This window comes from Streptomyces sp. NPDC005794, from assembly GCF_042871445.1.
Taxonomy (GTDB): Bacteria; Actinomycetota; Actinomycetes; order Streptomycetales; family Streptomycetaceae; genus Streptomyces.
Map to the genome: position 1 here is coordinate 243,106 of NZ_JBIAIN010000009.1, position 25,487 is coordinate 268,592.

Below are 25,487 nucleotides of genomic sequence, written 5' to 3' on the forward strand. Positions count from 1 at the left end.
ATATACGCGTTCCGAGCAGGAGGCACCCGCAGTGACCAAGCTGCTGCTATCCATCCATGTCATCGCCGCGATCGTGGCCGTCGGGTCGATCACCGTCGCCGCCTCGATGTTCCCGCGCTACGCGCTGGGGGCACTGGACGGCGCGGAGGGGGAGGCGGACAGGTCCGCCGGGGTCGCCGCGCTCCTGCACCGCGTCTGTTACGGCTACTCGCTCGCGGGCGTCTTCGTGCCGGTGTTCGGGATAGCGACCGGTGCCGCGCTCGGGGTCCTCACCGACGCCTGGCTGATCGCTTCGCTCGTCCTCACCCTGATCGCCGCGGCCATCCTCGGGCTCGCCATACTGCCCGGTCAGCGGCGCCTGCTCGCCGGAGGCGAGGACGGGGGCGAGGACGCGCCCACCGTGGAGGCGGCGCGCCCCATGGCGGCCCGTCTGACGATGCTCACCGGCGTCTTCAACCTCGTCTGGGCGGTGGTCGTCGTCCTGATGATCGTCCGCCCCGGCTCCACCACCGGCGCGTGACGCCTCACACCGCGCCGAGCTCCCACACCAGCACCTCGGAGTCCCGCAGCGCCACCAGTTCCAGGCCCCGGGACTCCGTGATCCGCGCCGAGTCGCCCTCCCCCAGCAGCTCGCCGTCGAGGTCCACCTCACCCCGTACGACGTGGACGTAGACCCCCGCCGCGTCCGGTACGCCGGTGCGCTCACCCTCGGACGGCCGGCGCACATGGAGCATCGCGCCCGCCTCCGGGAGGGCGTACGGGGTGGAGTCGGCGATCCCGGCGGCATGCGTGTAGGAGGGCTCCCCGCCGGGCTCCAGGGGGACCAGCCACATCTGGATGAACGTCAGCGGGTGTTCCCCGTCGTTGCGTTCGACGTGCCGCACCCCGGCCGCCGAGCTGAGGTGCTGGACGTCACCGGGCCGTACGACGGTGGCGTGCGCGGCCGAGTCGCGGTGGGTGAGCTCGCCCTCCACCACCCAGGTGACGATCTCGGTGTGGCTGTGCGGATGCTCGTCGAAGCCGGCGCCCGGGGCGAGACGCTCCTCGTTGCAGGCCAGGATCGGCCCGAACCGCAGGTTGTCCGGATCGTAGAACCGCCCGAAGGAGAATGCGTGCAGGGTCTCGATGCCCGCGGAGCCACCCGTGGCGGGGTCCCCGCCTCGGAAGCGGTCCCCGGACCGGCGTACGTCCATCACACCCCCAAAGGTATCCCCGCCGGCCCGCGTTCCGCCCCTCCCCTCCAGGCACCTGTCCCGATAAGGCAGTCTTGTGTGCGTGCCCCGACCCGATCCTGAGCAGCCCGCCGCGTATGACGCCCACCTCCACGCCGCGACCCTGAAACGGCTGGAGCAGTCCTCCGGCCGGCTGGCCGCCAACGCCATCGCCCGCATGGACGAGACGCTGCCGTGGTACCGGGCGATGCCACCGGAGAACCGGTCCTGGATCGGCCTGGTCGCCCAGGCCGGTATCGCCGCGTTCACCGAGTGGTTCCGGCACCCGGAGACACCACAGGCGATCTCCACCGATGTGTTCGGCACGGCTCCGCGCGAGCTGACCCGGGCGATCACCCTGCGGCAGACCGTCGAGATGGTGCGTACGACGATCGAGGTCATGGAGACCGCGATCGAGGAGGTCGCGGCGCCCGGCGACGAGTCGGTGCTGCGCGAGGCGCTGCTCGTCTACGCGCGCGAGATCGCCTTCGCGACCGCCCAGGTGTACGCCCAGGCCGCCGAGGCCCGTGGCGCGTGGGACGCCCGGCTGGAGTCGCTGGTGGTGAACGCGGTGCTGTCCGGCGAGGCGGACGAGGGCGCCGTGTCCCGGGCCGCCGCGCTCGGCTGGAACTCCCCCGAGCATGTGTGCGTCGTCCTCGGCACCGCCCCCGACGGGGACAGCGAGCTCACCGTGGAGGCGATCCGGCGGGCCGCCAGGCACGCCAAGCTCCAGGTCCTGACCGGGGTCCTCGGACACCGCCTCGTCGTGATCGCGGGCGGCAGCGACAACCCCCTGAACGTCGCGAAGTCACTGATCGGACCGTATGCGGCCGGGCCGGTCGTCGCCGGTCCCGTGGTGCCCGACCTCCTCGCGGCCACCAGGTCCGCGCAGGCCGCGGCAGCCGGTCTCAAGGCCTGCTCGGCGTGGCAGGACGCTCCGAGGCCCGTCCTGTCGGACGATCTCCTTCCTGAGCGTGCGATGGCCGGAGACCCGGCCGCGCGCGATCAACTGGTGGAGGAGATCTACAGACCGCTGGAAGAAGCGGGTTCGGCACTTCTGGAGACGCTGAGTGTGTATCTGGAGCAGGCGAGCAGTCTGGAGGGCGCGGCACGGATGCTCTTCGTACACCCCAATACCGTGCGCTACCGGCTGCGACGTGTGACCGACGTCACCGGCTGGTCGCCCTCCGACGTCCGTTCCGCGTTCACGCTGCGGATCGCCCTCATCCTGGGGCGCTTGGCCGCCGGAGACACTCAGTCCTAGACTTTTGTCGAACTTCAACAATTCCCCTGACGGTTCTTCGTCCCTGTCCCCACCGGCGTCAGGGGCCGTCCACAAGAGAGAGTGTGAGGGTGCTCGTACTCGTCGCTCCCGGCCAAGGCGCTCAGACGCCCGGCTTCCTGACTCCCTGGCTCGACCTTCCCGGTGCCTCCGACCGCATCGCGGGATGGTCCGACGCCATCGGGCTCGACCTTGCCCACTACGGCACGAAGGCCGACGCGGACGAGATCCGCGACACCGCGGTGGCTCAGCCGCTGCTGGTCGCCGCAGGTCTCCTCTCCGCCGCCGCCCTTGACGCCGCGCCCGGCGTCGTCGCAGGCCACAGCGTCGGTGAGATCACCGCCGCGACGCTCGCCGGCGTCATCGACGACGAGGCCGCACTCCGCTTCGTACGCACCCGGGGGCTCGGCATGGCCGAGGCCGCCGCGGTCACCGAGACCGGCATGGCCGCGCTCCTCGGCGGGGACCCCGACGTGACGGTCCCGCACCTGGAGAAGCTGGGGCTCACCCCGGCCAACGTCAACGGCGGCGGGCAGATCGTCGCCGCCGGCACCGCGGAGCAGATCGCCGCGCTGGTCGAGGACAAGCCCGAAGGTGTACGCCGCGTGGTGCCGCTCAAGGTGGCCGGCGCGTTCCACACGCACCACATGGCTCCGGCCGTGGAGAAGCTGCGTGCCGCCGCCACCGCCCTGACGGTCACCGACCCGAAGGTGACGTACGTGTCGAACGCCGACGGGAAGACGATCGCCACCGGCGACGAGGTCATCTCGCGGCTCGTCGGCCAGATCGCCAGCCCGGTCCGCTGGGACCTGTGCATGGAGACCTTCGCCGCGCTCGGTGTCACGGCCCTCATCGAGGCCGCGCCCGGCGGGACCCTGGTCGGGCTCGCCAAGCGCGCGCTGCCCGGTGTGCGGACCCTCGCGCTCAAGACCCCCGACGACCTCGACGCGGCCCGCGCGCTCATCTCCGAGCACGCAGGCGCCTAAGGAGCCCGAGAGCATGTCGAAGATCAAGCCCAGCAAGGGCGCCCCGTACGCACGGATCATGGGTGTGGGCGGCTACCGCCCGACCCGTGTGGTGCCCAACGAGGTGATCCTCGAGACGATCGACTCGTCCGACGAGTGGATCCGCTCCCGCTCCGGTATCGCCACCCGCCACTGGGCCTCCGACGAGGAGACCGTGTCGGCCATGTCCGTGGAGGCCGCAGGCAAGGCGATCGCCGATGCCGGGATCACTCCCGAGCAGATCGGCGGAGTGATCGTCTCCACCGTCTCGCACTTCCAGCAGACCCCGGCCATCGCGACGGACATCGCCCACAAGATCGGCGCGGGCAAGCCCGCCGCCTTCGACATCTCGGCCGGCTGCGCGGGCTTCGGCTACGGCCTCACGCTCGCCAAGGGCATGGTCGTCGAGGGTTCCGCGGAGTACGTCCTCGTCATCGGCGTCGAGCGCCTGAGCGACCTCACCGACCTGGAGGACCGTGCGACGGCCTTCCTGTTCGGTGACGGCGCCGGCGCGGTCGTCGTCGGCCCCGCCAAGGAGCCGGCCATCGGCCCCACGGTGTGGGGCTCCGAGGGCGACAAGTCCGGGACGATCAAGCAGACCGTGGCGTGGGACGTCTTCCACGCCGACCGGCCGGAGAAGTTCCCGGCCATCACGCAGGAGGGCCAGGCGGTCTTCCGCTGGGCCGTCTTCGAGATGGCCAAGGTCGCCCAGCAGGCACTGGAAGCGGCCGGGATCTCCCCGGAAGATCTGGATGTCTTCATTCCGCACCAGGCCAACATGCGGATCATCGACTCGATGGTGAAGACGCTCAAGCTGCCGGAGCACGTCACGGTCGCGCGTGACGTGGAAACCACCGGCAACACGTCGGCCGCCTCGATTCCGCTCGCAATGGAGCGGCTTCTGGCGACCGGTCAGGCCAAGAGCGGCGACACGGCGCTCATCATCGGCTTCGGGGCGGGTCTCGTCTACGCCGCGACGGTCGTTACCCTCCCCTAGGCACACCGGGCCTTACGGTCCGCACGCCCGAACCCTGCAGAAACACATCGAAGGAGCGCCAACATGGCCGCCACTCAGGAAGAGATCGTCACCGGTCTCGCCGAGATCGTCAACGAGATCGCCGGTATCCCGGTCGAGGACGTCCAGCTGGACAAGTCCTTCACCGACGACCTGGACGTCGACTCGCTGTCCATGGTCGAGGTCGTCGTCGCCGCCGAAGAGCGCTTCGACGTCAAGATCCCCGACGAGGACGTCAAGAACCTCAAGACGGTCGGCGACGCCGCTGACTACATCCTGAAGCACCAGGGCTGATCCCAGCCCATCCCTGTGTGTCGCCACCCGGCGGTGGCGCCGCTGATTCACGACCCTCTACACGTGGAGAAGATTTTCCAGTGAGCCCGACCAATCGCACCGTGGTCGTCACCGGTATCGGCGCAACCACTCCGCTGGGTGGCGACTCCGCATCGACCTGGGAAGGTCTGATGGCCGGCCGGTCCGGCATCAAGCCTCTCGAGGGCGAACGTTTCGCCGAACTTCCCGTCCGGATCGCCGCCCTCGCGGCCGTCGACCCCGGCGAGGTACTGCCCCGTCCGCTCGCCCGCAAACTGGACCGCTCGGCGCAGTTCGCGCTGATCGCCGCCCGCGAGGCGTGGGCCGACGCCGGTTTCATCGGCAAGGCCGGTGAGGACGAGAAGATCCGGCCCGAGCGTCTGGGCTCGGTCATCGCCTCCGGTATCGGCGGCGTGATCACCCTGCTCGACCAGTACGACGTGCTGAAGGAGAAGGGCGTACGCCGCGTCTCCCCGCACACCGTTCCCATGCTCATGCCCAACGGCCCGGCGGCCAACGTCGGCCTGGAGGTCAACGCCCAGGCCGGTGTCCACACCCCGGTCTCCGCCTGCGCGTCGGGTGCCGAGGCCATCGGTTACGCCGTCGAGATGATCCGCACCGGCCGTGCCGACGTGGTCGTCGCCGGTGGCACCGAGGCGGCCATCCACCCGCTGCCGATCGCGGCGTTCGCCAACATGATGGCGATGTCCAAGAGCAACGACGAGCCCGAGAAGGCCTCGCGTCCCTACGACACGGCCCGTGACGGCTTCGTCCTCGGCGAGGGCGCCGGCGTCGTGATCCTGGAGTCCGCGGAGCACGCCGCCGCGCGTGGCGCCAAGGTCTACTGCGAGGTGCTCGGCCAGGGCCTGTCCGCGGACGCCCACCACATCGCGCAGCCCGAGCCCACCGGGCGCGGGATCGCCGCCGCGATGCAGAACCTGCTGGACTCCACGGACCTGAAGCCGTCGGAGGTCGTGCACCTGAACGCGCACGCCACGTCCACGCCGCAGGGTGACGTCGCGGAGATCAAGGCGCTGCGTGCGGTGCTGGGCGACGACCTGGACCATGTCGCGATCTCCGCCACGAAGTCGATGACGGGTCACCTGCTGGGTGGCGCGGGCGGTATCGAGACCGTGGCGACGGTCCTGGCGCTGTACAACCGGATGGCGCCGCCCACCACCAACATCGAGAACCTCGACGAGGCGGTCGACGCGGACATCGTGCGCGGTGAGCCGCGGGCACTGCCGGAGGGGTCGATCTCGGCGATCAACAACTCGTTCGGCTTCGGTGGCCACAACGTGGTGCTGGCCTTCCGTTCGGTCTGACCTGCCGATCACCTGCTGATCCTGCCGCGAGGCCCGCTTCCCGTACCGGGAGGCGGGCCTCGCGCATGTGCGCGCCGTCGTGGGGCGGCGCCCTCAACCCGTCCGACCATCGAGGAAAAGACATGCACACGACGATCAGCCCGTTCACGCTCGCGCACCTGCGGGAGAAGCAGCCGGTCGGGCTCAAGAAGTTCGGCTGGCAGGGCACCTCCCCGGAGTTCGGCGACATCCGGGTGGTGTACCCGGCGGGCCAGGACATGCCCCACACGATGACCACGGAGGTGCGCGGTGGGCTGATACCCACGGCCGTGTTCGAGACCCGTGGCGCGCACGCGGAGGTCGTGTCGATGCCGACCCTCAACCGTTCGACACTCCGCGTCGGCGACGGGCTCGTACGGATGAGCCGGAACCGGTGGGCGCCGACGCACCGGGGGCGCGCCCTGCGCATGACGTACCTGGGCGACGTGTACAGGCTCAGGGCGGTCAACCGCCGGGCGTACGAGCTGTCCCGGCAGCCCGACTCCGAGGACCCCGGCTCCGTCGTCACGGTGCGGCAGTCCGGCCTCGGAGGCGGCAGGAGGATGACCGTACGGGCGTACGGCCGGGTCCTGCCCGCCGATGTCACCCTCGCGGTCCTCTTCACCGGGGTCGACCGGTCCGTGCTCACCCGGCGGGGCGCCGTACGGGCGGGCCTCTCGAGGATCTTCACCTTCTGGGCCGAGTCCCAGGCCTGAGTCGCGACCAGGTGGCCGCGCCCCGGACCAGGCCCGGGGCGACCGAGGACAAACGTTTCTGCTCAGCTGTCGAACGAAGCAGAGTCGGCCGCCGTCACACCACCTGGTGCAGCCACCTCACGGGCGCGCCCTCGCCCGCGTGGCGGAAGGACTCAAGCTCGTCGTCCCACGGCTTGCCCAGGAGCTTGGCGACCTCGGCCTCCAGGTCCGTCTCGCCGTTCAGGGAGCGGGCCAGCGCCGCCCGTAGCCGGTCCTCCGGGACCAGGATGTCGCCGTGCATGCCGGTGACGGCGTGGAAGATGCCGAGACCGGGCGTGGAGCTGTAGCGCTCGCCCTCCGCCGTGGGGCACGGTTCCGCCGTCACCTCGAAGCGCAGCAGGTCCCAGCCGCGGAGGGCCGAGGCCAGCTCCGAGGCCGTACCGGTACGGCCCTTCCAGGAGAATTCGGACCGCCAGGTGCCAGGGGCGGCCGGCTGTCTGGTCCAGTCCAGCTGGACCCGCACACCGAGCACACTCGCTACCGCCCATTCGACATGCGGGCACAGCGCGCGCGGCGCGGAGTGGACGTAAAGGACTCCACGTGTCGTCACCGGGACCTCCAGTGTGGGACGAGGTTCGCCTTCCCCAGCGGCCTCGCGCCCGTACCGTCTCTTTTCGGCCGGCTACCGAGGTTGTCATCAGTAAACAGCATCGGGAGTGAATCTCCTGAAAAGGGACAGTATGTGACGTGAGATAACTTACCGGACCCGCTGCATCGTCGCGGGCCGGGCGGGCGCCACTGGTTCGACGGGGAAAAGCTACCGTGCCCCGGGGGCGGTTGTATGACGTACGGTCGGTCCCGGGGCCATGATTCGCAGACCATTCACCCATGAGGGCCCGGAGGCCCGCCACCTGGGGCTGTCCGGTTGCGCCAGGGGCACGATCACCCGTGTGGCCGGAGGGGAACAGGGATGTCCGAGCGTTCGTCACGTCGCCGTGTCCGGAGCGTCGCAGCCGGCCTGGCGGCGGTCGCGGTGATCGGTGCCGCCGCACTCGCGGGCTGCACCTCCGACGGGGGCCCGGGCACGCGGAGCACCGCGGGCGCCCGGAGCCCCTCTCCCTCGCCGACGCCGCTGTGGGACGTGAGCCCCGCCTCCGTCGCGGCCGTCGGGGATTCCATCACCCGCGGCTTCGACGCCTGCGCGGTGCTGGCCGACTGCCCCGAGGTGTCCTGGGCGACCGGCACCGACGGCGGGGTGAAGAGCCTCGCCGTACGTCTCCTGGGGGCGTCGAAGGCCACCTCGCACAGCTGGAACCACGCCGTGTCGGGCGCCAGGATGGCGCAGCTTCCGGAGCAGATGGCGCTGGCGGCGCAGGAGAGACCGGAACTGGTCACGGTGATGATCGGCGCGAACGACGCCTGCCGTGACTCGGTGGAGCTGATGACACCGGAGGCCGACTTCCGGGCGTCCTTCGAGGCGTCGATGCGGCAGTTGCGCGCCGCGGCCCCGAAGACCCAGGTGTACGTGTCGAGTGTCCCGGACCTCAAGCGGCTCTGGTCGACCGGGCGGGAGAATCCGCTGGGCAAGCAGATCTGGAAGCTGGGGATCTGCCGCTCGATGCTGGGCGACGCCGACGACATGGGAGCCGCGGCCGTCGCCCGGCGCGACGCGGTACAGGAGCGGGTCGTCGCGTACAACGGGGTGCTGCGGGACGTCTGCGCACGGGACGAGCGCTGCCGCTACGACGGCGGGGCGGTGTTCGACTACCGGTTCACCGGTGAACAGCTCAGCGAGTGGGACTGGTTCCATCCGGGCCGTAACGGCCAGGCCAGGCTGGCAGAAATCGCTTACCGCAACGTCACGGCGTCCGGGCCTCCGGCGTAAAGTTCTTGATCATGACGACGGGTGCGGCGGTACACAGCGAAGACTTCTCCACGCTTGCGGACGGTACGCCGGTCCGGCGCTGGACCCTGGAGCGCGAGGGCACCCGGGTGCGGGTCCTGACGTACGGCGCCGTGGTGCAGTCCGTCGTGGTGCCCGGGAGGGACGGCAGCCGGGTCGAGGTGGCCCTGGGGCTGCCGGACGTCAAGGGGTACGAGACGTACGCCGGCCCCTACTTCGGCGCCGTGGTCGGCCGGTACGCGAACCGGATCGCGGGCGGGTCGTTCGTCCTGGACGGGCGTACGCACCGGGTGACGCGGAACGAGGGCCGCACCACCCTGCACGGCGGCGAGCGCGGCTTCGACAAGCGGGTGTGGGACGCCGAGGAGGTGCCGGACGGTGTGCGGCTCTCCCTGGTCGCCGAGGACGGTGAGGAGGGCTTCCCGGGGCGGCTGGCGGTGACGGTGACGTACACCCTGGACGAGGACGGCGCGCTGCGGATCGCCTACCGGGCGACGACGGACGCGCCGACCGTGGTGAACCTGACGAATCACACGTACTGGAATCTCGCGGGAGCGGACAGCGGGAGCGCGCTCGGGCACGAACTGCGGCTCGCGGCCGGGCGGATCACCCCCGGCGACGCGGACTCGATCCCCACCGGCGAGCTCCGGCCGGTGGAGGGGACCCGGTTCGACTTCCGGGAGCCGAAGCCGGTGGGTCCGGGCTACGACACCAACTACGTGCTGGAGGAGACCGGCGGGGATCCGGTCGCCGAGCTGTACGACCCGGCGTCGGGACGCCTGCTGACGGTCCGTACGACAGAACCGGGCCTCCAGCTGTACACCGCCGACCACCTCGGCGGGGGCCCGTTCGTGGCGTGCGCCGGGATCGCGCTGGAGACACAGCACTTCCCCGACTCGCCGAACCACCCGGAGTTCCCGAGCACGGTGCTGCGACCGGGCGAGGAGTTCGCGTCCACGACGGTGTACGGCTTCTCGGTGCGCTGAGCACTCACGATTCCCGGCGCGACGACCTGCGTCAACACCGGACACACCAAGATCACCGGCGGGTGATTCGGCGCTGATTCGGCGCGTGCGACGGGTGCGGCACACCAGGGTGATCGCCATGATCTCACCAGATGCATCGTCACCCGTCCTGACGTCCCGCCGTGCCGTGATCGCGGGTGCCACCGCGGGCGCCGCGGCCCTCACCGTGGCGGGCGCCGCCACGTCCGCAGCGGCGCCCCGGGCCGCCGCTGCCGCCGCGCCGGGAGCGGCGCCGGGATCCGACCGGGAGGCCTGCCTCACCGTCGCCCGCGCCATTCTCGTACGCGACGGGAACGACCGGGACCTGGTCCCCCGTTACCGCGAGGTCCTGCTGGGCAAGGGCCTGCCCCGCACCCGGGCCGCGCGCAGGAAGGTACTGGTCGTCGGCGCGGGGCCGGCCGGGCTCACCGCGGCGCGGCTCCTCCACGAGGCCGGTCACAAGGTCACCGTGATCGAGGCCAACGGCAACCGCGTCGGCGGCCGCATCAAGACGTTCCGGCCCGGCGGCCACGAGCGGTCCGAGCCGCCCTTCGCCGATCCGAAGCAGTACGCCGAGGCCGGCGCGATGCGTATCCCGGACAGTCATCCGCTGGTCACCGGGCTGATGGCGCACCTCGGGCTGAAGACACGCCGCTTCCACCTGGTCGACGTGGACGCCGAGGGGCGCCCCGCCAACCGCACCTGGATCCACGTCAACGGCGTCCGCGTCCGCCGCGCCGACTACGCCGCGAAGCCGCAGGCCGTCAACCGCTCCTTCGGTGTGCCCGCCGCCTACGAGAACACCCCCGCCTCGCAGATCGTGCGGGACGCCTTCGCCCCGGTGCGCAAGGAGATCGAGGGCAAGGAGGGCAGCGCCCTGGTCGAAGGCTGGGCGACGGTGCTCCAGCGGTACGGGCACTGGTCGATGTACCGCTACCTGACCGAGGCGGCCAAGCTGGACGAGCGCACCATCGATCTCGTCGGCACCGTCGAGAACATGACCTCGCGGCTCCATCTCGCCTTCCTGCACAGCTTCATCGGGGCCTCTCTGATCAGCCCCGCCACCTCCTTCTTCGAACTGCCCGACGGCACCGCGACCCTGGCCGACGCGATGTACGCGCAGGTGAAGGACCTGGTGCACCTGGACCGCCGGGCCACCCGGATCAGCCACACCGAGGACGGCGTGCGCGTGGAGACGGTCTCCGAGGGCCGGGGCGGCCCCGTCGTCCGGGAGACCTTCACCGGCGACCGGGCGATCATCACCGTCCCCTTCTCCGGGCTGCGCCACATCCCGGTGAGCCCCGCGCTCTCGTACGGGAAGCGGCGGGCGATCACCGAGGTCCACTACGACGCGGCGACCAAGGTGCTGCTCGAATTCAGCCGCCGCTGGTGGGAGTTCGACGAGGCGGACTGGAAGCGTGAGCTGGAGACCGTACGCCCCGGCCTGTACGACGCCTACCGGCTGGGCAAGGCCCCGGCCGACGGTTCGCTGCTGGGCGCGCACCGCTCCGTGCCGCGCGGCCACATCCCGCCCAACCAGCGGGTGCACTACGCCGCTTGCCGGGCCACCGCCCGCAATCAGCCGGAGGCGGCCCACGTCATCGGCGGCGGTTCGGTGACGGACAACGCCAACCGGTTCATGTACCAGCCCTCGCACCCGGTCGAGGGCAGCGAGGGCGGGGTCCTGCTCGCCTCCTACAGCTGGGCCGACGACGCCCTGAAGTGGGACTCGCTGGACGACGACGAGCGCTACCCGCGCACCCTGGGCGGTGTCCAGGACGTGTACGGGCAGCGCGTCGAGGTGTTCTACACGGGCGTGGGCCGCACCCAGTCCTGGATGCGTGACCCGTACGCGTACGGCGAGGCGTCGGTGCTGCTCCCCGGCCAGCACACCGAGCTGTTCCCCGACGTCCGCACCCCGGAGGGGCCGCTGCACTTCGCCGGCTGCCACACGTCCATCAAGCCGGCCTGGATCGAGGGCGCCCTGGAGTCGGCGGTCAGGACCGCGCTGGAGGTCCACAGCGGCTGACCGGCGGCAGGCCGCCGGACCGGGCGGTCCGGTGGCCTCCTCAGCCCTTGCGCAGGGTGTACGGCGACGCGGGGGCCGGAGCCGGGCCGGTTCCGGGCGTCGCCGTGAGGTCGCGGGCCAGCAGCGTGGCCCCGGCGACGGCGCCCGGCATCAGGAGCACCGCGACGAAGGGGACGAGGAAGGAGAGCACGAGCGGGACGCCGAAGCCGAGCACCATCATGCGGCGCCCGCGCAGCAGCACGAGCCGGTCCTTGAGCACCATGCCGCGGCGCTGGAGGGCGACGGCGGTGAGCTCCTCGGACAGGAAGTAGCCGGAGACGCAGAAGCCGAGGACGGGGATCACGGTCTGCCCGATGACGGGGATGAACCCGAGGGCGAAGAGCACCACCCCGTACAGCGCGACACGCAGCAGGATGCGGACGGAGTCGCGGGCGGAGATCCACAGCTCGCGCCAGAGCGGCAGGCCCGACTCGGGCACCTCGCCGCCCTCGCTGCGGTCGACCTCCTCGGACAGCGACTCGTAGAACGGCTGGCCGACCAGCAGGGTCATCGCGGTGAAGGTGATGACCGCGAGGAACGCCCCGAAGACGAAGACCAGGACGACCAGGGTGTTGCGCAGGAGCCCCAGCCAGGGCGAGGACCAGTCGTCGGCGAACGGGGTGGCCCAGCCGACGAAGTCGTCCGCGCCGTAGCCCAGTCCCACCAGCGCGCCCGCGTAGACGACCAGAGTGATCAGTGCGGGCAGCAGGCCGAAGCCGAACCAGCGGCTGTGCCCGAAGGCCCAGCGCTGGCCCTTGATCAAGTAACCGAAACCCGCCCCGAGATCACTCATGACGTCAGCGTACTTGCGTCAACCATTGACACGTCCCCTGGCCCGTCATTACGGTCACGCCAGCATTTCGAACGAGCGACGAAATACCGAACACGTTGAGAGGCAACACACGTGCGCATCACCGGAATCAGCACGCATGTCGTCGGCACGCCGTGGCGCAACCTCACCTACGTCCAGGTTCACACCGATGAGGGCCTCACGGGGGTGGGTGAGACCCGGATGCTGGGCCGCACGGACGCGCTGCTCGGCTATCTGCACGAGGCGTCGGCCAACCACGTCACCGGCTCCGACCCGTTCGCGATCGAGGACCTCGTCCGCCGCATGAAGTACGGCGACTACGGGCGGGCCGGGGAGATCGTGATGTCCGGCATCGCGGTCATCGAGATGGCCTGCTGGGACATCAAGGGCAAGGCGCTCGGCGTCCCCGTCTGGCAGCTGCTCGGCGGGAAGGTCACCGACCGGGTGAAGGCGTACGCCAACGGCTGGTACACCACCGAGCGCACCCCGGAGGCGTACCACAAGGCCGCGCAGGGGGTCGTCGAGCGCGGTTACCGGGCGCTGAAGATCGACCCCTTCGGTACGGGGCACTTCGAGCTGGGCCAGGAGGAGACCCGGTACGCCGTGTCCCTCATCGAGGCCGTTCGGGACGCCATCGGCCCCGACACCGAGCTGATGCTGGAGATGCACGGCAGGTTCAGTCCGTCGACGGCGGTGCGGATCGCCCGCGAGATGGCGCCGTTCAAGCCCGCCTGGCTGGAGGAGCCGGTGCCGCCGGAGAACCTCAAGGCGCTGAGCAAGGTCGCGGAGAAGGTCGACGTGCCGATCGCGACCGGTGAACGCATCCACGACCGGATCGAGTTCCGTGAGCTCTTCGAGTCGCAGGCCGCCGACATCATCCAGCCGGACGTCGGCCACATCGGCGGCATCCTGGAGACCCGCAAGCTCGCGGCGACCGCGGAGACCCACTACACGCTGATCGCCCCGCACAACGTGGGTGGTTCGGTGCTGACGGCGGCCAGCCTCCAGGTCGCGGGCTGCACCCCCAACTTCAAGATCCTCGAGCACTTCAACGACTTCGCCGACGCGGACATCAAGAAGGTCGTCAAGGGCGCTCCGGCCGTCGACCCCGCGACCGGCTGCTTCGAGCTCTCCGACGCCCCCGGGCTCGGCGTGGAGCTGGATGTGGACGCGGCGGCCGAGTTCCCGCAGCAGCAGGCGCGCTTCGACCTGTGGGCGGACGGCTGGGAGAAGAGGCAGCCCAAGTGACCGCCCTTTCCCGTTCGTTGACCGTCGATCGGCCCGGCAGCCACCGGCTGACCGAGGGGCCGCTCCCCGAGCCGGGCCCCGGCGAGGTCAGGGTGCGGGTCGCCGCGGCCGGGATCTGCATGAGTGACCGCGAGGTGTACGACGGCCACCGCGACCCGGCCTACGTGCGCTACCCCGTGGTGCCGGGTCACGAGTGGTCGGGGACCGTCGACGCGGTCGGCGAGGGCGTCGACCCCGCGCTGACCGGCCGGCGCACGGTCGCCGAGGGCTTCCGGGCGTGCGGGCGCTGCGACCGGTGCCGGTACGGCGAGACCTCCCTGTGCACGGCGGGATACGACGAGACCGGGTTCACCCGGCCCGGCGCGTTCGCCGACCACCTGGTGGTCCCCGCGCGGCTGCTGCACCCGCTGGCAGACGACGCCGATCTGCGGGCCGCGGCCCTGCTGGAGCCGGCCGCGGTGATCGCGGCGGCGGTGCGGGCCGGGGCACCCGAACCGGGTGAACGGATCGCCGTGCTGGGTGCGGGCACGCTCGGCCTGCTCGCGGTGCAGCTGCTGGCGGCGGTGTCGCCGGCGGAGCTCACCGTGATCGACCCGAGGGAGACACGGGCCGCCCAGGCCCTGGACTTCGGGGCGAGCGAGGCACGGGTGCCCAAGGAGGCCGAGGAGGTGCGGGGCCGGTACGACCTGGTCGTGGAGACGGCCGGAGCGCCGTCCACCGCGGCCGACGCGTGCCTGCTGGCGCGGCGCGGCGGGCGGGTGGTGCTGACCGGGATGTTCACCCCGGGAGCCGTGGGCATCGACCCGGTGCACCTGTCGCTGAGCCAGCTCACCGTGCGCAGCGTGTTCGGGGCGCCCTCGGCGGCCTGGTCCCACGCGGTGCGGGCGTTCACGGCCGGGCTGCTCGACCCGGCACCCCTGATCACCCACGAGTTCCCGCTGGAGCGGTTCGCCGACGCTGTGGCGCTGGTGGGGTCCGGGGACCCGGAGACCGGGAAGGTGCTGCTGCGGCCGTGACAGGCCCGCCCTGATCCGTGCGCCGGTACGGCGGCGTCCTGACCGCCTCCGCACCGGCGCACTCCCAAAGACCCGAATGTCGTCCGAAATACCGAACATGAAGGACCAGTCGTGAACGACGCCCCTGCCTCTTCCCCCGGCGCCGCCGGCCCCCGACGCCCCGGTGAGGCCGCGCTCACCGCGCTCGGCCTCGGCCCGGCGCCCCTGTCCCCGGCCGACGCCTCCCCGCACTCCTTCCCCGACGGCGGGAGCTGGCGCACCGAGGTGCCGTCCGTGGAGGGGCCGGAAGTCCTCGGTGTCGTACTCAAGGAGTCCGCGCGGCTCGACGTCCCGGTCCACCGCATCAGCCAGGGCAGCGGTGTCTGGATGCTGACCGACGCGGAGATCACCGAGATGGTGGAGGGCTGCGCCGAACGCGACATCGAGCTCTGCCTGTTCACCGGGCCGCGCGGCACCTGGGACACCGGCGCGTCGGTCCGTACGGACTCCGGCGGCGCCGGGCTGCGCTCCCGTGGCCACGACGCCCTGGCCGGCTGTGTCGAGGACGCCCTGCGCGCCACCGAGCTGGGCGTGAAGTGCCTGCTCGTGGCCGACGAGGGCGTGCTGTGGACCCTGCACCGGCTGCGCGAGCAGGGCGTCCTGCCCGCGGACACCACCTTCAAGGTGTCGGCGCTCATCGGGCCGGTGAACCCGGCCTCGTACGCCGTGTTCGAGCAGCTCGGCGCCGACTCGATCAACATCCCGTCCGACCTGACGCTCGCCCAGTTCACGGAGATCCGCCGGGTCTCCCGGGCCCCGATGGACCTCTACATCGAGGCGCCGGACGACCTCGGCGGGTATGTGCGGATGTACGAGGTCGCCGAACTGATCCGGCGCGGCGCACCGCTGTACCTGAAGTTCGGCCTCTCCAAGTCGCCCGGGATCTATCCGTACGGCCGGCACATGCGCGACCTGGCGCTGGCCACCGCGAAGGAGCGGGTGCGGCGCGGCAGGCTCGCGCTGGACCTGCTCGCACGGCACGGGGCGGACGGTGGCATGGCCGAGCTCGGCAGCCGCCTGCCGGGCCCGCTCAACCGGTTCGAGATCTCGTCATAACGTTCCGGAAACACTCTCCCCAAAAGAAGACACAGCCGCGCACAATCCCACACACCTGCTCACGGTCGAACCGCCCTCAGTTTTCCGGGCGTGCCGACGCCACCGGACCGAACCCTGCTCCCCCATCAAGGATGATGACCATGCGTAACCGCAGAGCCGCACTCGCCGCCATGGCCTCCGCCACCACCCTCGCTCTCACACTGACCGCCTGCGGCCAGAGCGGTGAGGGCGGCAGCGAGGAGGACAAGAGTGGTGCCGGCGGCGGCACCATCGGCATCGCGATGCCGACCAAGTCCTCCGAGCGCTGGATCTCCGACGGCGCCAACGTCGAGAAGGAACTGAAGGGCAAGGGCTACAAGACCAAGCTCGTCTACGGCGAGGACGACCCGGACCAGCAGGTCTCCCAGATCGAGAACATGATCACGCAGGGCGTGGACGCCCTGATCATCGCCGCGATCGACAACAAGTCCCTCAACAACGTGCTGCAGCAGGCCAAGGACGCCGACATCCCGGTGATCTCCTACGACCGGCTGATCCTCGGCACGGAGAACGTCGACTACTACGCCTCGTTCGACAACGAGAAGGTCGGCGAGCTCCAGGGCTCGTACATCGTGGACAAGCTCGGCCTGAAGGAAGGCGAGAAGGGCCCCTTCAACGTCGAGCTGTTCGCCGGTTCCAACGACGACAACAACACCCGGTACTTCTTCCAGGGCGCGATGAACGCCCTGAAGCCGTACGTGGACAAGAAGCAGGTGGTCGTCAAGTCCAAGCAGACCGCGCTCAACCAGGTCACCACCCTGCGCTGGGACGGCGGCGCCGCGCAGCGCCGCATGGACGACCTGCTGACGTCCACCTACCGGAGCGCCCGGGTCGACGCCGTGCTCTCCCCGTACGACGGCATCTCCATCGGCATCCTCTCCGCCCTGAAGTCGGACGGCTACGGCACCGGGGCCAAGCCGATGCCGGTGGTCACGGGCCAGGACGCGGAGCTCGCATCCGTGAAGTCGATCATCGCGGGTGAGCAGACCCAGACCGTCTACAAGGACCTGCGCAAGCTGGCCCAGGTCGCCTCGAACATGGTCGAGGCCGCCCTGAACGACAAGAAGCCCGAGCTCAACGACACCAAGTCCTACGACAACGGTGTCAAGGTCGTCCCCGCCTTCCTGCTGCAGCCGGTCAGCGTCGACAAGACCAACTACAAAGAGGCGCTCGTGGACGACGGTTACTACACCGAGAACGACCTCAAGTAACCGGGCCCCCTCAAGGATTGGAAGGCACAACCATGGCGGGACCCGTCCTGGAAATGCGCTCGATCGTCAAGACCTTTCCCGGTGTCAAAGCGCTTTCGGACGTCACGTTGACGGTCCGTCAGGGCGAGGTCCACGCCATCTGCGGAGAGAACGGCGCCGGCAAGTCGACCCTGATGAAGGTGCTCTCCGGCGTCCATCCGCACGGCAGCTACGAAGGGGACATCCTCTTCGAGAGCGAGACCTGCCGGTTCAAGGACATCCGGGCGAGCGAACAGCGCGGCATCGTGATCATCCACCAGGAGCTGGCGCTGGTGCCGTACCTCTCCATCGCGGAGAACATCTTCCTCGGCAACGAGCACGCCAAGCGCGGACTGATCAACTGGAACGACACCCTCAGGCACGCCGGTGAACTGCTGCGCCGGGTCGGTCTCGACGAGCATCCGGAGACCCGGGTCGCCGACATCGGCGTGGGCAAGCAGCAGCTGGTGGAGATCGCCAAGGCGCTGTCGAAGAAGGTGAAGCTGCTCATCCTCGACGAGCCGACCGCGGCGCTCAACGACGAGGACAGCGGCAAACTGCTGGACCTGATCCTTTCGTTGAAGGAACAGGGCATGACCTCGATCATCATCTCGCACAAGCTGAACGAGATCCGCCGGGTCGCCGACTCGGTGACGATCATCCGCGACGGGCACTCCATCGAGACGCTCGACGTGAAGGCCGCGGAGACGACCGAGGACCGGATCATCAGCGGGATGGTCGGCCGCGACCTGGAGCACCGCTTCCCGGAGCGCACCCCGCACCACCCGGAGGAGGGGACCGCGCCCGCCCTGGAGATCCGCAACTGGACCGTGCACCACCCCATCGACCAGCAGCGCAAGGTGGTCGACGACGTCTCGATCGAGGTGCGGCGGGGCGAGATCGTCGGTATCGCCGGACTCATGGGCGCCGGCCGCACCGAGCTGGCGATGAGCGTCTTCGGCCGCTCCTACGGCCGGTACGCCGGCGGTACAGTCCTCAGGGACGGCACCGAGATCCACACGAAGTCCGTCCCCGAGGCGATCAAGCACGGCATCGCGTACGCCACCGAGGACCGCAAGCACTACGGCCTCAACCTGATCGACACCATCAACCGGAACATCTCGCTGACCGCGCTGGGCAAGGTCGCCAAGCGGGGTGTGGTCGACGAGCACGGGGAACGTCAGGTCGCCGAGGACTTCCGCACGTCGATGAACATCAAGGCGCCGACCGTCTTCGAGCCGGTGGGCAAGCTGTCCGGCGGCAACCAGCAGAAGGTCGTCCTCAGCAAGTGGATCTTCGCGGGGCCCGAGGTGCTGATCCTGGACGAGCCCACGCGCGGCATCGACGTGGGCGCCAAGTACGAGATCTACACGGTCATCGACCAACTGGCCGCCCAGGGCAAGGCGGTCGTCTTCATTTCCTCCGAGCTGCCGGAGCTGCTCGGTATGTGCGACCGCATCTACACCATGGCCGCGGGACGGCTGACGGGTGAGTTCTCGCGGGCCGAGGCCTCGCAGGAAGCACTGATGCGTCAGATGACGAAGGACAAAGAGGTAACCCGATGAGCACGGACCTGACCGCGAAGACCCCGGCCCCCACGCCGCCGGGCAAGGCCGGATCGGCTTCCGGCGACAGCATGCTGCAGCTGATGCTCGACGGCATGCGCCGCAACATGCGCCAGTACGGCATGCTGATGGCCCTCGGCCTGATCGTGGTGCTGTTCGCGGTGTGGTCGGGAGGTGACCTGCTGCTGCCGCGCAACGTGTCCAACCTGGTGCTGCAGAACAGCTACATCCTGATCCTCGCGATCGGCATGATGCTCGTCATCATCGCGGGCCACATCGACCTCTCGGTCGGCTCACTGACCGCGTTCATCGGCGCGATGGCCGCCGTGCTGATGGTCGAGAACAACCTTTCCTGGCCGCTCGCGGTGGTGCTGTGCCTGGCCATCGGTGCCGTCGCGGGCGCGGTGCAGGGCTTCTTCATCGCCTATCTCGGCATACCGTCCTTCATCGTGACCCTCGCGGGCATGCTGCTCTTCCGCGGTCTGACGGAGATCTTCCTGAAGGGCCAGACCCTCGGCCCCTTCCCGAAGGACCTGCAGGAGCTGGCCAACGGCTTCCTGCCCGAGGTCGGTCCGGACACCAACTACCACAACCTCACCCTGCTGCTGGGCTTCGCCCTGATCGCCTTCGTGGTGATCCAGGAGGTCCGCGACCGCAAGCGGCAGCAGGAGTTCGCCCTCGAGGTGCTGCCGGCCAAGATGTTCGTCCTGAAGCTGGTCGCCCTGGTCTCGGCCGTCCTCGTCGTCACGCTCCTGCTCGCCAGCTACAAGGGCGCCCCGGTCGTGCTGCTCATCCTCGGCGTCCTGGTCGTCGGCTTCGGCTACCTGATGCGCAACGCGATCATCGGCCGCCACATCTACGCCATCGGCGGCAACCTGCCCGCGGCCAAGCTGTCGGGTGTGAAGGACAAGAAGGTCACCTTCCTGGTCTTCCTGAACATGGGCATGCTCGCGGCCCTGGCGGGTCTGGTCTTCGCCGCCCGTTTCAACGCGGCCTCGCCCAAGGCGGGCCTCAACTTCGAACTGGAGGCCATCGCGGCCTCGTTCATCGGCGGCGCGTCGATGAGCGGCGGCGTCGGCACGGTCCTCGGCGCGATCATCGGTGGTCTGGTCCTGGGCGTGCTGAACAACGGTATGAACCTCGTCGGCATCGGCACCGACTACCAGCAGGTCATCAAGGGCTTCGTCCTGCTGGCAGCGGTCGGCTTCGACGTGTGGAACAAGCGCAAGGTCGGCTCGTAACATCCTCTGACGCAACAGGAGTTGTTCATGACCGGAACCAGCAGACGCACCGTCCTGGCGGCCACGGCAGCGGCCGGACTGGCCGTGGCGGCGGGCACCCCGGCCGCGCACGCCGCGGTCACCGGACGCAGCCCGGCCAAGGAGCTCTTCGGCACGCTCGCCGACGGGACGAAGGTGCACCGCTGGACCCTCGCCAACGGCGGGACCCGGCTGAAGGTCCTCTCCTGGGGCGGTGTCGTCCAGTCCCTGGAGACCGCCGACCGCAGGGGCCGGACGGCGAACGTCTCGCTCGGCTTCGACAACCTGCCGGACTACGTGGCGAAGTCCCCGTACTTCGGCGGGCTGATCGGGCGGTACGGCAACCGCATCGCCGAGGGGCGCTTCACTCTCGACGGGGCCACGCACCAACTGCCGGTCAACGACGGCCCGAACAGCCTGCACGGCGGCGACCAGGGCTTCGACAAGCGGGTCTGGGACGTGCAGCCGTTCACCGAGCGCGGTGACGTCGGGCTGGTCCTGACCCGGACCAGCCCGGACGGCGAGGCCGGCTATCCGGGCGCGCTCGCCGTCCGTGTCGTCTACACCCTCACCTCCCGGGGCGAGTGGCGCGTCGACTACACGGCGACCACCGACCGGGCCACCGTCCTCAACCTGACCAGCCACACCTATTTCAACCTGGCGGGCGAGGGCAGCGGGAGCGTCGACGGGCACCTGCTGGAGCTGGCGGCGGCGCGCTACACGCCGGTCGGCGCGACGCTCATCCCGACGGGTGAGCTCGCACCGGTGGCGCGTACACCGTTCGACTTCCGGCGGTCCCGGGCCATCGGGGAGGCCGTGCGCACCCCGCACGAGCAGATCGGCTACGGGCAGGGGATCGACCACAACTACGCGCTGGACAAGGGGCTCACGGCCCGCCCCGAGTACGCGCTGACCGTGACGGACCCCGGCTCCGGCCGGGTGATGAAGATGTACACCACGGAGCCCGGCATGCAGGTCTACACGGGCAACTTCCTCGACGGCACCCTGACGGGCACCTCGGGACGGGTCTACCGCCAGGGCGACGCGTTCTGCCTGGAGTCCCAGCACTTCCCGGACTCCCCCAACCAGCCGTCGTTCCCCTCGACGGTACTGCGGCCGGGCGAGACCTTCCGTTCGACGACGGTGCACGCCTTCTCGGCACGCTGAGCACCCACAGCGGACGGCGCCCTCCCCCGGCGGGGAGGGCGCCGTCCGTTCGCGTCACACCAGCCGGATCATGTTCCAGGACAGCGGTTCCAGGACCGCCTTCAGCGTGCCGTCGGCGAGCACGGTGCCCTCGGCGGCATGCGGGACGACCCGCTCGGGCTCGGCGAGGGTGTTACGGGCCTCCGGGTCGGCGTCCGCGACGACCTGGTGCTCCGCGACCCGCTCCAGGTCCAGTCCCGCCAGGGCGACTTCGATCGGCAGCACGGCGTCCTGGCTGCGGTTGACGGCGAAGACCGTGACGGCTCCGGTCTCCGGGTCCCGTACGGCGGTGGCGTGCAGCAGGTCCGTCTCGCCGTACCTCGCCGTCCCGTACGTGGGCGAGTCCACCCGTACGTCCAGGACCTGGCCCTGCCCGTACCGCGCGGCCTGGGCGAAGGGGAAGAAGGTGGTCTGCCGCCAGGCGGGCCCGCCGGGCTCGGTCATGATGGGCGCGATCACATTGACCAGCTGGGCGAGACACGCGACGGTCACCCGGTCCGCGTGGCGCAGCAGTGCGATGAGCAGGCTGCCGAAGACGACGGCGTCGGTGACGCTGTAGTTGTCCTCCAGCAGCCGCGGGGCCTCGGGCCAGTCGAGGGGGTTCTCCTCGGTCTCCTGCTGGAAGCGCGCCTGGTACCAGACGTTCCACTCGTCGAAGGAGAGGTTGATCTTCTTCGTGGACTTCAGGCGCGCCCCCACGTGGTCGCAGGTCGCGACGACGCTCTCGATGAAGGACTCCATGTCCACGGCCGAGGCGAGGAAGGAGTCCCGGTCGCCGTCGGTCTCCTCGTAGTAGGCGTGCAGCGAGACGTAGTCGACGAGGTCGTAGGTCTCGGCGAGGACCGTCGCCTCCCAGGCGGCGAACGTCGGCATGGCGCGGCTGGAGGACCCGCACGCGACGAGCTGGACGGACGGGTCGATCTGGCGCATCGCACGCGCGGTCTCCGCCGCGAGCCGGCCGTACTCCTCGGCGGTCTTGTGGCCGGTCTGCCAGGGGCCGTCCATCTCGTTGCCCAGGCACCACAGCTTGATCCCGAAGGGGTCCTTGTCGCCGTGCCCGATCCGGCGGTCGGAGAGTTCGGTGCCGGCGGGGTGGTTGGCGTACTCCTGGAGCTGGATGGCTTCCTGGACGCCTCGGGTGCCGAGGTTCACCGCGAGCATCGGTTCGGCCTGCGGGCCCACCTTCCTGAGGAAGCCGATGTACTCGGAGAGGCCGAAGCGGTTCGTCTCGGTGGAGCGCCAGGCGAGGTCGAGGCGGCGGGGGCGTTCGTCGGCGGGGCCGACGCTGTCCTCCCAGCGGTAGCCGGAGACGAAGTTGCCGCCGGGGTAACGGATGGCGGTGACACCGAGTTCGCGGACGAGATCCAGGACGTCGGTGCGCAGTCCGGCCTCGTCGGCCGACGGGTGACCGGGCTCGAAGATGCCGTCGTAGACGCAGCGGCCGAGGTGCTCGACGAACGAGCCGAAGAGCCGGGGGTCGACGTCGCCGACGGTGAAGGCCGGGTCGAGGGTGAAGCGCGCGGTGCGGGTCATGGCTTCCTTACTCGTTCGATATTTCGAATGCTGCTCGTGACCTCGAACGGGACCGTAGAGTTCAACCTCCGTGGCCGTCAATGCCTTCGCGCGCGCTTTTACGGATGCGGCCGGTCACACACGCCGGAGGGCCGCACCCCTGCGACGGGATGCGGCCCTCGGACGTACGCGATCAGGCCGGGGCTCAGGCGACCGACAGCTCGACCTTGATGTTGCCCCGGGTGGCGTTCGAGTACGGGCACACCTGGTGCGCCTTCTCGATGAGCGCCTGGGCGGTGGCGGGGTCGACGTTCGGGACGGTGGCGCTGATCGCGACCTCCAGGCCGAAGCCGCCCGCCTCGGTCTTGCCGAGGGAGACCGAAGCGGTCACCGTCGAACCGGAGATGTCGGCCCTCTCCCGCCGGGCGACCACGCCGAGCGCCCCCTGGAAGCAGGCGCTGCAGCCGGCCGGGGCGTGGGCAGGACTGCCGTCGGCACACACGGGACAGGCATGGACCATGCAGACATTCCTGCCGTACGCCGATTTCCGCCGGAGCGCCCTCACGCTGGACCCGCGGCGGCTGGGGAAACAGCGGGTCGAGGCGATCCAGGTCCTGCGCGGACTCACCGTCCCCGGCTACGGCTGGCGCCACCACCCCGCGGTCCGCATGTGGACCGGCTACGAGGAGGCACTCGTGCGCTACGGCCTGGACATGTGCGAGGCGTGGACGGCCGAGGGCAGGGCGGACACCTGCGCGGCGACCCTGCGCAAGGACCTCGCCGCATCGCTCCGACGCACCACCGTCCGGTCGGCCACGGAGCTCGCGGCGGCGGGCGAACTGCCCCCGTGGCTGGGCGACGAGGCGCTGCACGAGAGCCACCGCTCCGCGCTCGTACGCAAGGATCCGGCGTACTACCGCCCGCTGTTTCCGGACGCGCCGCCCGATCTGCCGTACGTGTGGCCTCCCTCGGACCGCGCGGGACGGTGAGGGGCGGGCCGCACGGACGGCTTCACGGGCGGTCTTCCCGACGGCCTGGGCCGGTCAGGCGTCCAGCGAGACGATCATCTTGCCGGTGTTCTCGCCGCGCAGCAGGCCGACGAAGGCGTCGTAGCCGTTCTCGATGCCCTGGACCGCCGTCTCGCGGTACTTGAGCTCACCGGAGGCCAGCCAGCCGGCCACGTCCTGGACGAACTGCGGCTGGAGCGCGGAGTGGTCGCCGACGAGCATGCCCTGCAGGCGCAGCCGCTTGCCGATGACGAGCGCCAGGTTGCGCGGGGCCGGGGTGGGCTCCGTGGCGTTGTACTGGGCGATCATCCCGCAGATGGTGGCGCGGCCGTGCACGTTCAACGAGGAGATCGCGGCCTCCAGGTGCTCACCGCCGACGTTGTCGAAGTAGACGTCGATGCCGTCGGGGGCGGCGTCGCGGAGCTGGTCCCTGACGGGGCCGTTCTTGTAGTTGAAGGCCGCGTCGAAGCCGTACTCCTCGACGAGGAGCTTGACCTTCTCGTCGGAGCCGGCGGAGCCGATGACGCGGGAGGCGCCCTTGATCTTCGCCAGCTGGCCGACCTGGCTGCCGACGGCGCCGGCCGCGCCGGAGACGAAGACGGCGTCGCCCTCCTTGAAGGAGGCGACCTCGAACAGTCCGGCGTAGGCGGTGAGCCCGGGCATGCCGAGCACGCCGAGGTAGGCGGACAGCGGGGCCAGCGAGGCGTCGACCTTGACCGCGTGCTTGGCGGGGACATCGGCGTACTCGCGCCAGCCGAGGCCGTGCAGGACGTGGTCACCCACGGCGAAGCCCTCGGCGTTCGACGCGACGACCTCGCCGACCGCGCCACCCTCCATGGGGTGGTCGAGCTTGAAGGGCGGGGTGTACGACTTCACGTCGTTCATCCGGCCGCGCATGTACGGGTCGACCGAGAAGTGGAGGTTGCGGACGAGGACGCGGCCCTCACCGGGGGCGGTCACCGGCGCCTCGCGCAGCGCGAAATCCGAGGCCTCGGGCCAGCCGTGCGGGCGGGCGACGAGGTGCCATTCGCGGCTGGACGTGGGGAGTGCAGACATGGGCTCGGGTTCTCCTCGATCTCGTACGGACGGAAGCGAAAAGCTTCAGGACATGAAACAACCATGCGTCGAGATATTTCACCTTGTCAAGTAATTCGGTACCCTGGGCGTCATGGCCACCCACCCGCGCACGGACCCGCTCACCCTCGACGTCATCCAGCTCATCGGCGGAGTCGTGGCGCGCTACCACGAGGAGTACGACCGGGCCGCGGCCACACACGCGCTGACCGGCGCGCAGGCCAGGGTGCTCGGGCTGCTCTCCCTGGAGCCGATGCCCATGCGCAAGGTTGCCCGGAAACTGAAATGCGAACCGTCCAACATCACCGGCATAGTCGACCGGCTGGAGCTCCGGGGCCTGGTGGAACGCCGCCCCGACCCGGCCGACCGGCGGGTGAAGCTCGCCGCCCCGACCGAGGAGGGCGTCCGGACGGCCCGGCAGCTGCGGGACGCGCTGGATTTCGCCCGGGAGCCGCTCGCCGAGCTGTCGGAGGCGGAGCGGACGGTGCTGCGTGACCTGCTGCGACGGATGCTCGGCGAGGACGAGGCCGAGGGCTGGACCGGGGCCGAAGGCTAGACCGGGGCCGGGGCCAGGGTCTTTCGCTTTCCG

Annotated in this window: 24 protein-coding genes and 1 pseudogene; 19 read left to right on the top strand and 6 right to left on the bottom strand. The window is 70.2% G+C overall.

All coding sequences use genetic code 11. The annotated features are described in order from the left end of the window. Positions 1 to 31 precede the first annotated feature (31 nt). Complete coding sequence (locus tag ACFYQ5_RS17215; RefSeq protein ID WP_389198184.1) at positions 32 to 520, top strand: hypothetical protein; 489 nt, start codon at positions 32 to 34, stop codon at positions 518 to 520. A gap of 4 nt (positions 521 to 524) precedes the next feature. Here ACFYQ5_RS17215 and ACFYQ5_RS17220 read toward each other — a convergent pair whose 3' ends face one another. Beyond that, entirely contained in the window at positions 525 to 1,193 is a 669-nt protein-coding gene (locus ACFYQ5_RS17220; protein ID WP_389198289.1) for a pirin family protein, read from the bottom strand. A gap of 82 nt (positions 1,194 to 1,275) precedes the next feature. Between ACFYQ5_RS17220 and ACFYQ5_RS17225 the strand changes: the two genes are divergently transcribed. The 6 genes from ACFYQ5_RS17225 (at position 1,276) to ACFYQ5_RS17250 (ending at position 6,883) form a co-directional block, all read left to right on the top strand. After that, entirely contained in the window at positions 1,276 to 2,475 is a 1,200-nt protein-coding gene (locus ACFYQ5_RS17225; RefSeq protein ID WP_389198185.1) for a PucR family transcriptional regulator, read from the top strand. 89 nt (positions 2,476 to 2,564) lie between these two features. Beyond that, the gene (locus ACFYQ5_RS17230) at positions 2,565 to 3,479 is read left to right on the top strand and encodes an ACP S-malonyltransferase (protein ID WP_389198187.1); all 915 of its coding nucleotides are present in this window, start codon (positions 2,565 to 2,567) and stop codon (positions 3,477 to 3,479) included. A 13-nt stretch (positions 3,480 to 3,492) separates the two neighbouring features. Continuing rightward, complete coding sequence (locus tag ACFYQ5_RS17235) at positions 3,493 to 4,494, top strand: ketoacyl-ACP synthase III (protein WP_389198188.1); 1,002 nt, start codon at positions 3,493 to 3,495, stop codon at positions 4,492 to 4,494. A 63-nt stretch (positions 4,495 to 4,557) separates the two neighbouring features. Beyond that, on the top strand, positions 4,558 to 4,806 hold the full coding sequence (locus tag ACFYQ5_RS17240; protein WP_014045780.1) for an acyl carrier protein: 249 nt from the start codon (positions 4,558 to 4,560) through the stop codon (positions 4,804 to 4,806). An 80-nt stretch (positions 4,807 to 4,886) separates the two neighbouring features. After that, positions 4,887 to 6,149 (top strand): beta-ketoacyl-ACP synthase II, encoded by a 1,263-nt coding sequence (gene fabF, locus ACFYQ5_RS17245; RefSeq protein WP_389198190.1) that lies wholly within the window; start codon positions 4,887 to 4,889, stop codon positions 6,147 to 6,149. A 122-nt stretch (positions 6,150 to 6,271) separates the two neighbouring features. Next, positions 6,272 to 6,883 (top strand): hypothetical protein, encoded by a 612-nt coding sequence (locus ACFYQ5_RS17250; protein ID WP_389198192.1) that lies wholly within the window; start codon positions 6,272 to 6,274, stop codon positions 6,881 to 6,883. Positions 6,884 to 6,977: 94 nt separating this feature from the next. Here the strand turns inward: ACFYQ5_RS17250 and ACFYQ5_RS17255 are convergent, their stop codons facing one another. Next, positions 6,978 to 7,472 carry a DUF3145 domain-containing protein gene (locus ACFYQ5_RS17255; RefSeq protein ID WP_389198194.1) on the bottom strand — a complete coding sequence of 165 codons (495 nt, stop codon included), beginning with the start codon at positions 7,470 to 7,472 and terminating at the stop codon, positions 6,978 to 6,980. A 360-nt stretch (positions 7,473 to 7,832) separates the two neighbouring features. On the opposite strand from ACFYQ5_RS17255, the gene ACFYQ5_RS17260 reads away from it, so the two are divergent. From ACFYQ5_RS17260 to ACFYQ5_RS17270, 3 genes are all read left to right on the top strand, one after another. Beyond that, positions 7,833 to 8,747, top strand: coding sequence for an SGNH/GDSL hydrolase family protein (locus ACFYQ5_RS17260; protein WP_389198196.1), 915 nt, complete (start codon positions 7,833 to 7,835; stop codon positions 8,745 to 8,747). Positions 8,748 to 8,758: 11 nt separating this feature from the next. Further along, entirely contained in the window at positions 8,759 to 9,751 is a 993-nt protein-coding gene (locus ACFYQ5_RS17265) for an aldose epimerase family protein (protein ID WP_389198198.1), read from the top strand. Positions 9,752 to 9,869: 118 nt separating this feature from the next. Next, complete coding sequence (locus ACFYQ5_RS17270; RefSeq protein ID WP_389198200.1) at positions 9,870 to 11,798, top strand: flavin monoamine oxidase family protein; 1,929 nt, start codon at positions 9,870 to 9,872, stop codon at positions 11,796 to 11,798. 40 nt (positions 11,799 to 11,838) lie between these two features. On the opposite strand, the gene ACFYQ5_RS17275 is transcribed toward ACFYQ5_RS17270, so the two are convergent. Continuing rightward, positions 11,839 to 12,630, bottom strand: coding sequence for an EI24 domain-containing protein (locus ACFYQ5_RS17275; protein ID WP_389198202.1), 792 nt, complete (start codon positions 12,628 to 12,630; stop codon positions 11,839 to 11,841). Positions 12,631 to 12,741: 111 nt separating this feature from the next. Between ACFYQ5_RS17275 and ACFYQ5_RS17280 the strand changes: the two genes are divergently transcribed. The 7 genes from ACFYQ5_RS17280 to ACFYQ5_RS17310 all read left to right on the top strand — a co-directional run bounded on the left by ACFYQ5_RS17280 (position 12,742) and on the right by ACFYQ5_RS17310 (position 21,266). After that, on the top strand, positions 12,742 to 13,896 hold the full coding sequence (locus ACFYQ5_RS17280) for a mandelate racemase/muconate lactonizing enzyme family protein (protein ID WP_389198204.1): 1,155 nt from the start codon (positions 12,742 to 12,744) through the stop codon (positions 13,894 to 13,896). After that, a complete protein-coding gene (locus ACFYQ5_RS17285; protein ID WP_389198206.1) occupies positions 13,893 to 14,912 on the top strand; it encodes a zinc-binding dehydrogenase in 1,020 nt (339 codons plus the stop codon). The genes ACFYQ5_RS17280 and ACFYQ5_RS17285 overlap by 4 nt, the downstream gene beginning before the upstream one ends. A 111-nt stretch (positions 14,913 to 15,023) precedes the next feature. Next, positions 15,024 to 16,007, top strand: coding sequence for a hypothetical protein (locus tag ACFYQ5_RS17290; protein WP_389198208.1), 984 nt, complete (start codon positions 15,024 to 15,026; stop codon positions 16,005 to 16,007). 140 nt (positions 16,008 to 16,147) lie between these two features. Further along, the gene (gene chvE / locus ACFYQ5_RS17295; protein WP_389198210.1) at positions 16,148 to 17,257 is read left to right on the top strand and encodes a multiple monosaccharide ABC transporter substrate-binding protein; all 1,110 of its coding nucleotides are present in this window, start codon (positions 16,148 to 16,150) and stop codon (positions 17,255 to 17,257) included. A 32-nt stretch (positions 17,258 to 17,289) separates the two neighbouring features. Continuing rightward, on the top strand, positions 17,290 to 18,840 hold the full coding sequence (gene mmsA / locus ACFYQ5_RS17300) for a multiple monosaccharide ABC transporter ATP-binding protein (protein WP_389198212.1): 1,551 nt from the start codon (positions 17,290 to 17,292) through the stop codon (positions 18,838 to 18,840). Next, a complete protein-coding gene (mmsB, locus tag ACFYQ5_RS17305; RefSeq protein WP_389198213.1) occupies positions 18,837 to 20,081 on the top strand; it encodes a multiple monosaccharide ABC transporter permease in 1,245 nt (414 codons plus the stop codon). The genes mmsA and mmsB overlap by 4 nt, the downstream gene beginning before the upstream one ends. 27 nt (positions 20,082 to 20,108) lie before the next feature. Next, positions 20,109 to 21,266: an aldose epimerase family protein gene (locus ACFYQ5_RS17310; RefSeq protein ID WP_389198215.1), complete on the top strand. Its 1,158-nt coding sequence runs from the start codon at positions 20,109 to 20,111 to the stop codon at positions 21,264 to 21,266. Positions 21,267 to 21,320: 54 nt separating this feature from the next. On the opposite strand, the gene ACFYQ5_RS17315 is transcribed toward ACFYQ5_RS17310, so the two are convergent. Together ACFYQ5_RS17315 and ACFYQ5_RS17320 are read right to left on the bottom strand one after the other, a co-directional pair. Next, the gene (locus ACFYQ5_RS17315; protein WP_389198217.1) at positions 21,321 to 22,838 is read right to left on the bottom strand and encodes an alpha-N-arabinofuranosidase; all 1,518 of its coding nucleotides are present in this window, start codon (positions 22,836 to 22,838) and stop codon (positions 21,321 to 21,323) included. A 184-nt stretch (positions 22,839 to 23,022) separates the two neighbouring features. Then, positions 23,023 to 23,286, bottom strand: a pseudogene (locus tag ACFYQ5_RS17320) (Ohr family peroxiredoxin); the annotation flags it as partial. Positions 23,287 to 23,335: 49 nt separating this feature from the next. Between ACFYQ5_RS17320 and ACFYQ5_RS17325 the strand changes: the two are divergent. Continuing rightward, entirely contained in the window at positions 23,336 to 23,806 is a 471-nt protein-coding gene (locus ACFYQ5_RS17325; RefSeq protein ID WP_389198219.1) for an MSMEG_6728 family protein, read from the top strand. 54 nt (positions 23,807 to 23,860) lie between these two features. Here the strand turns inward: ACFYQ5_RS17325 and ACFYQ5_RS17330 are convergent, their stop codons facing one another. Next, a complete protein-coding gene (locus ACFYQ5_RS17330; protein ID WP_389198221.1) occupies positions 23,861 to 24,880 on the bottom strand; it encodes an NADP-dependent oxidoreductase in 1,020 nt (339 codons plus the stop codon). Positions 24,881 to 24,992: 112 nt separating this feature from the next. Here ACFYQ5_RS17330 and ACFYQ5_RS17335 point away from each other — a divergent pair, with 112 nt between their 5' ends. Then, positions 24,993 to 25,454 carry a MarR family winged helix-turn-helix transcriptional regulator gene (locus ACFYQ5_RS17335; RefSeq protein ID WP_389198223.1) on the top strand — a complete coding sequence of 154 codons (462 nt, stop codon included), beginning with the start codon at positions 24,993 to 24,995 and terminating at the stop codon, positions 25,452 to 25,454. Positions 25,455 to 25,487: the final 33 nt, after the last annotated feature.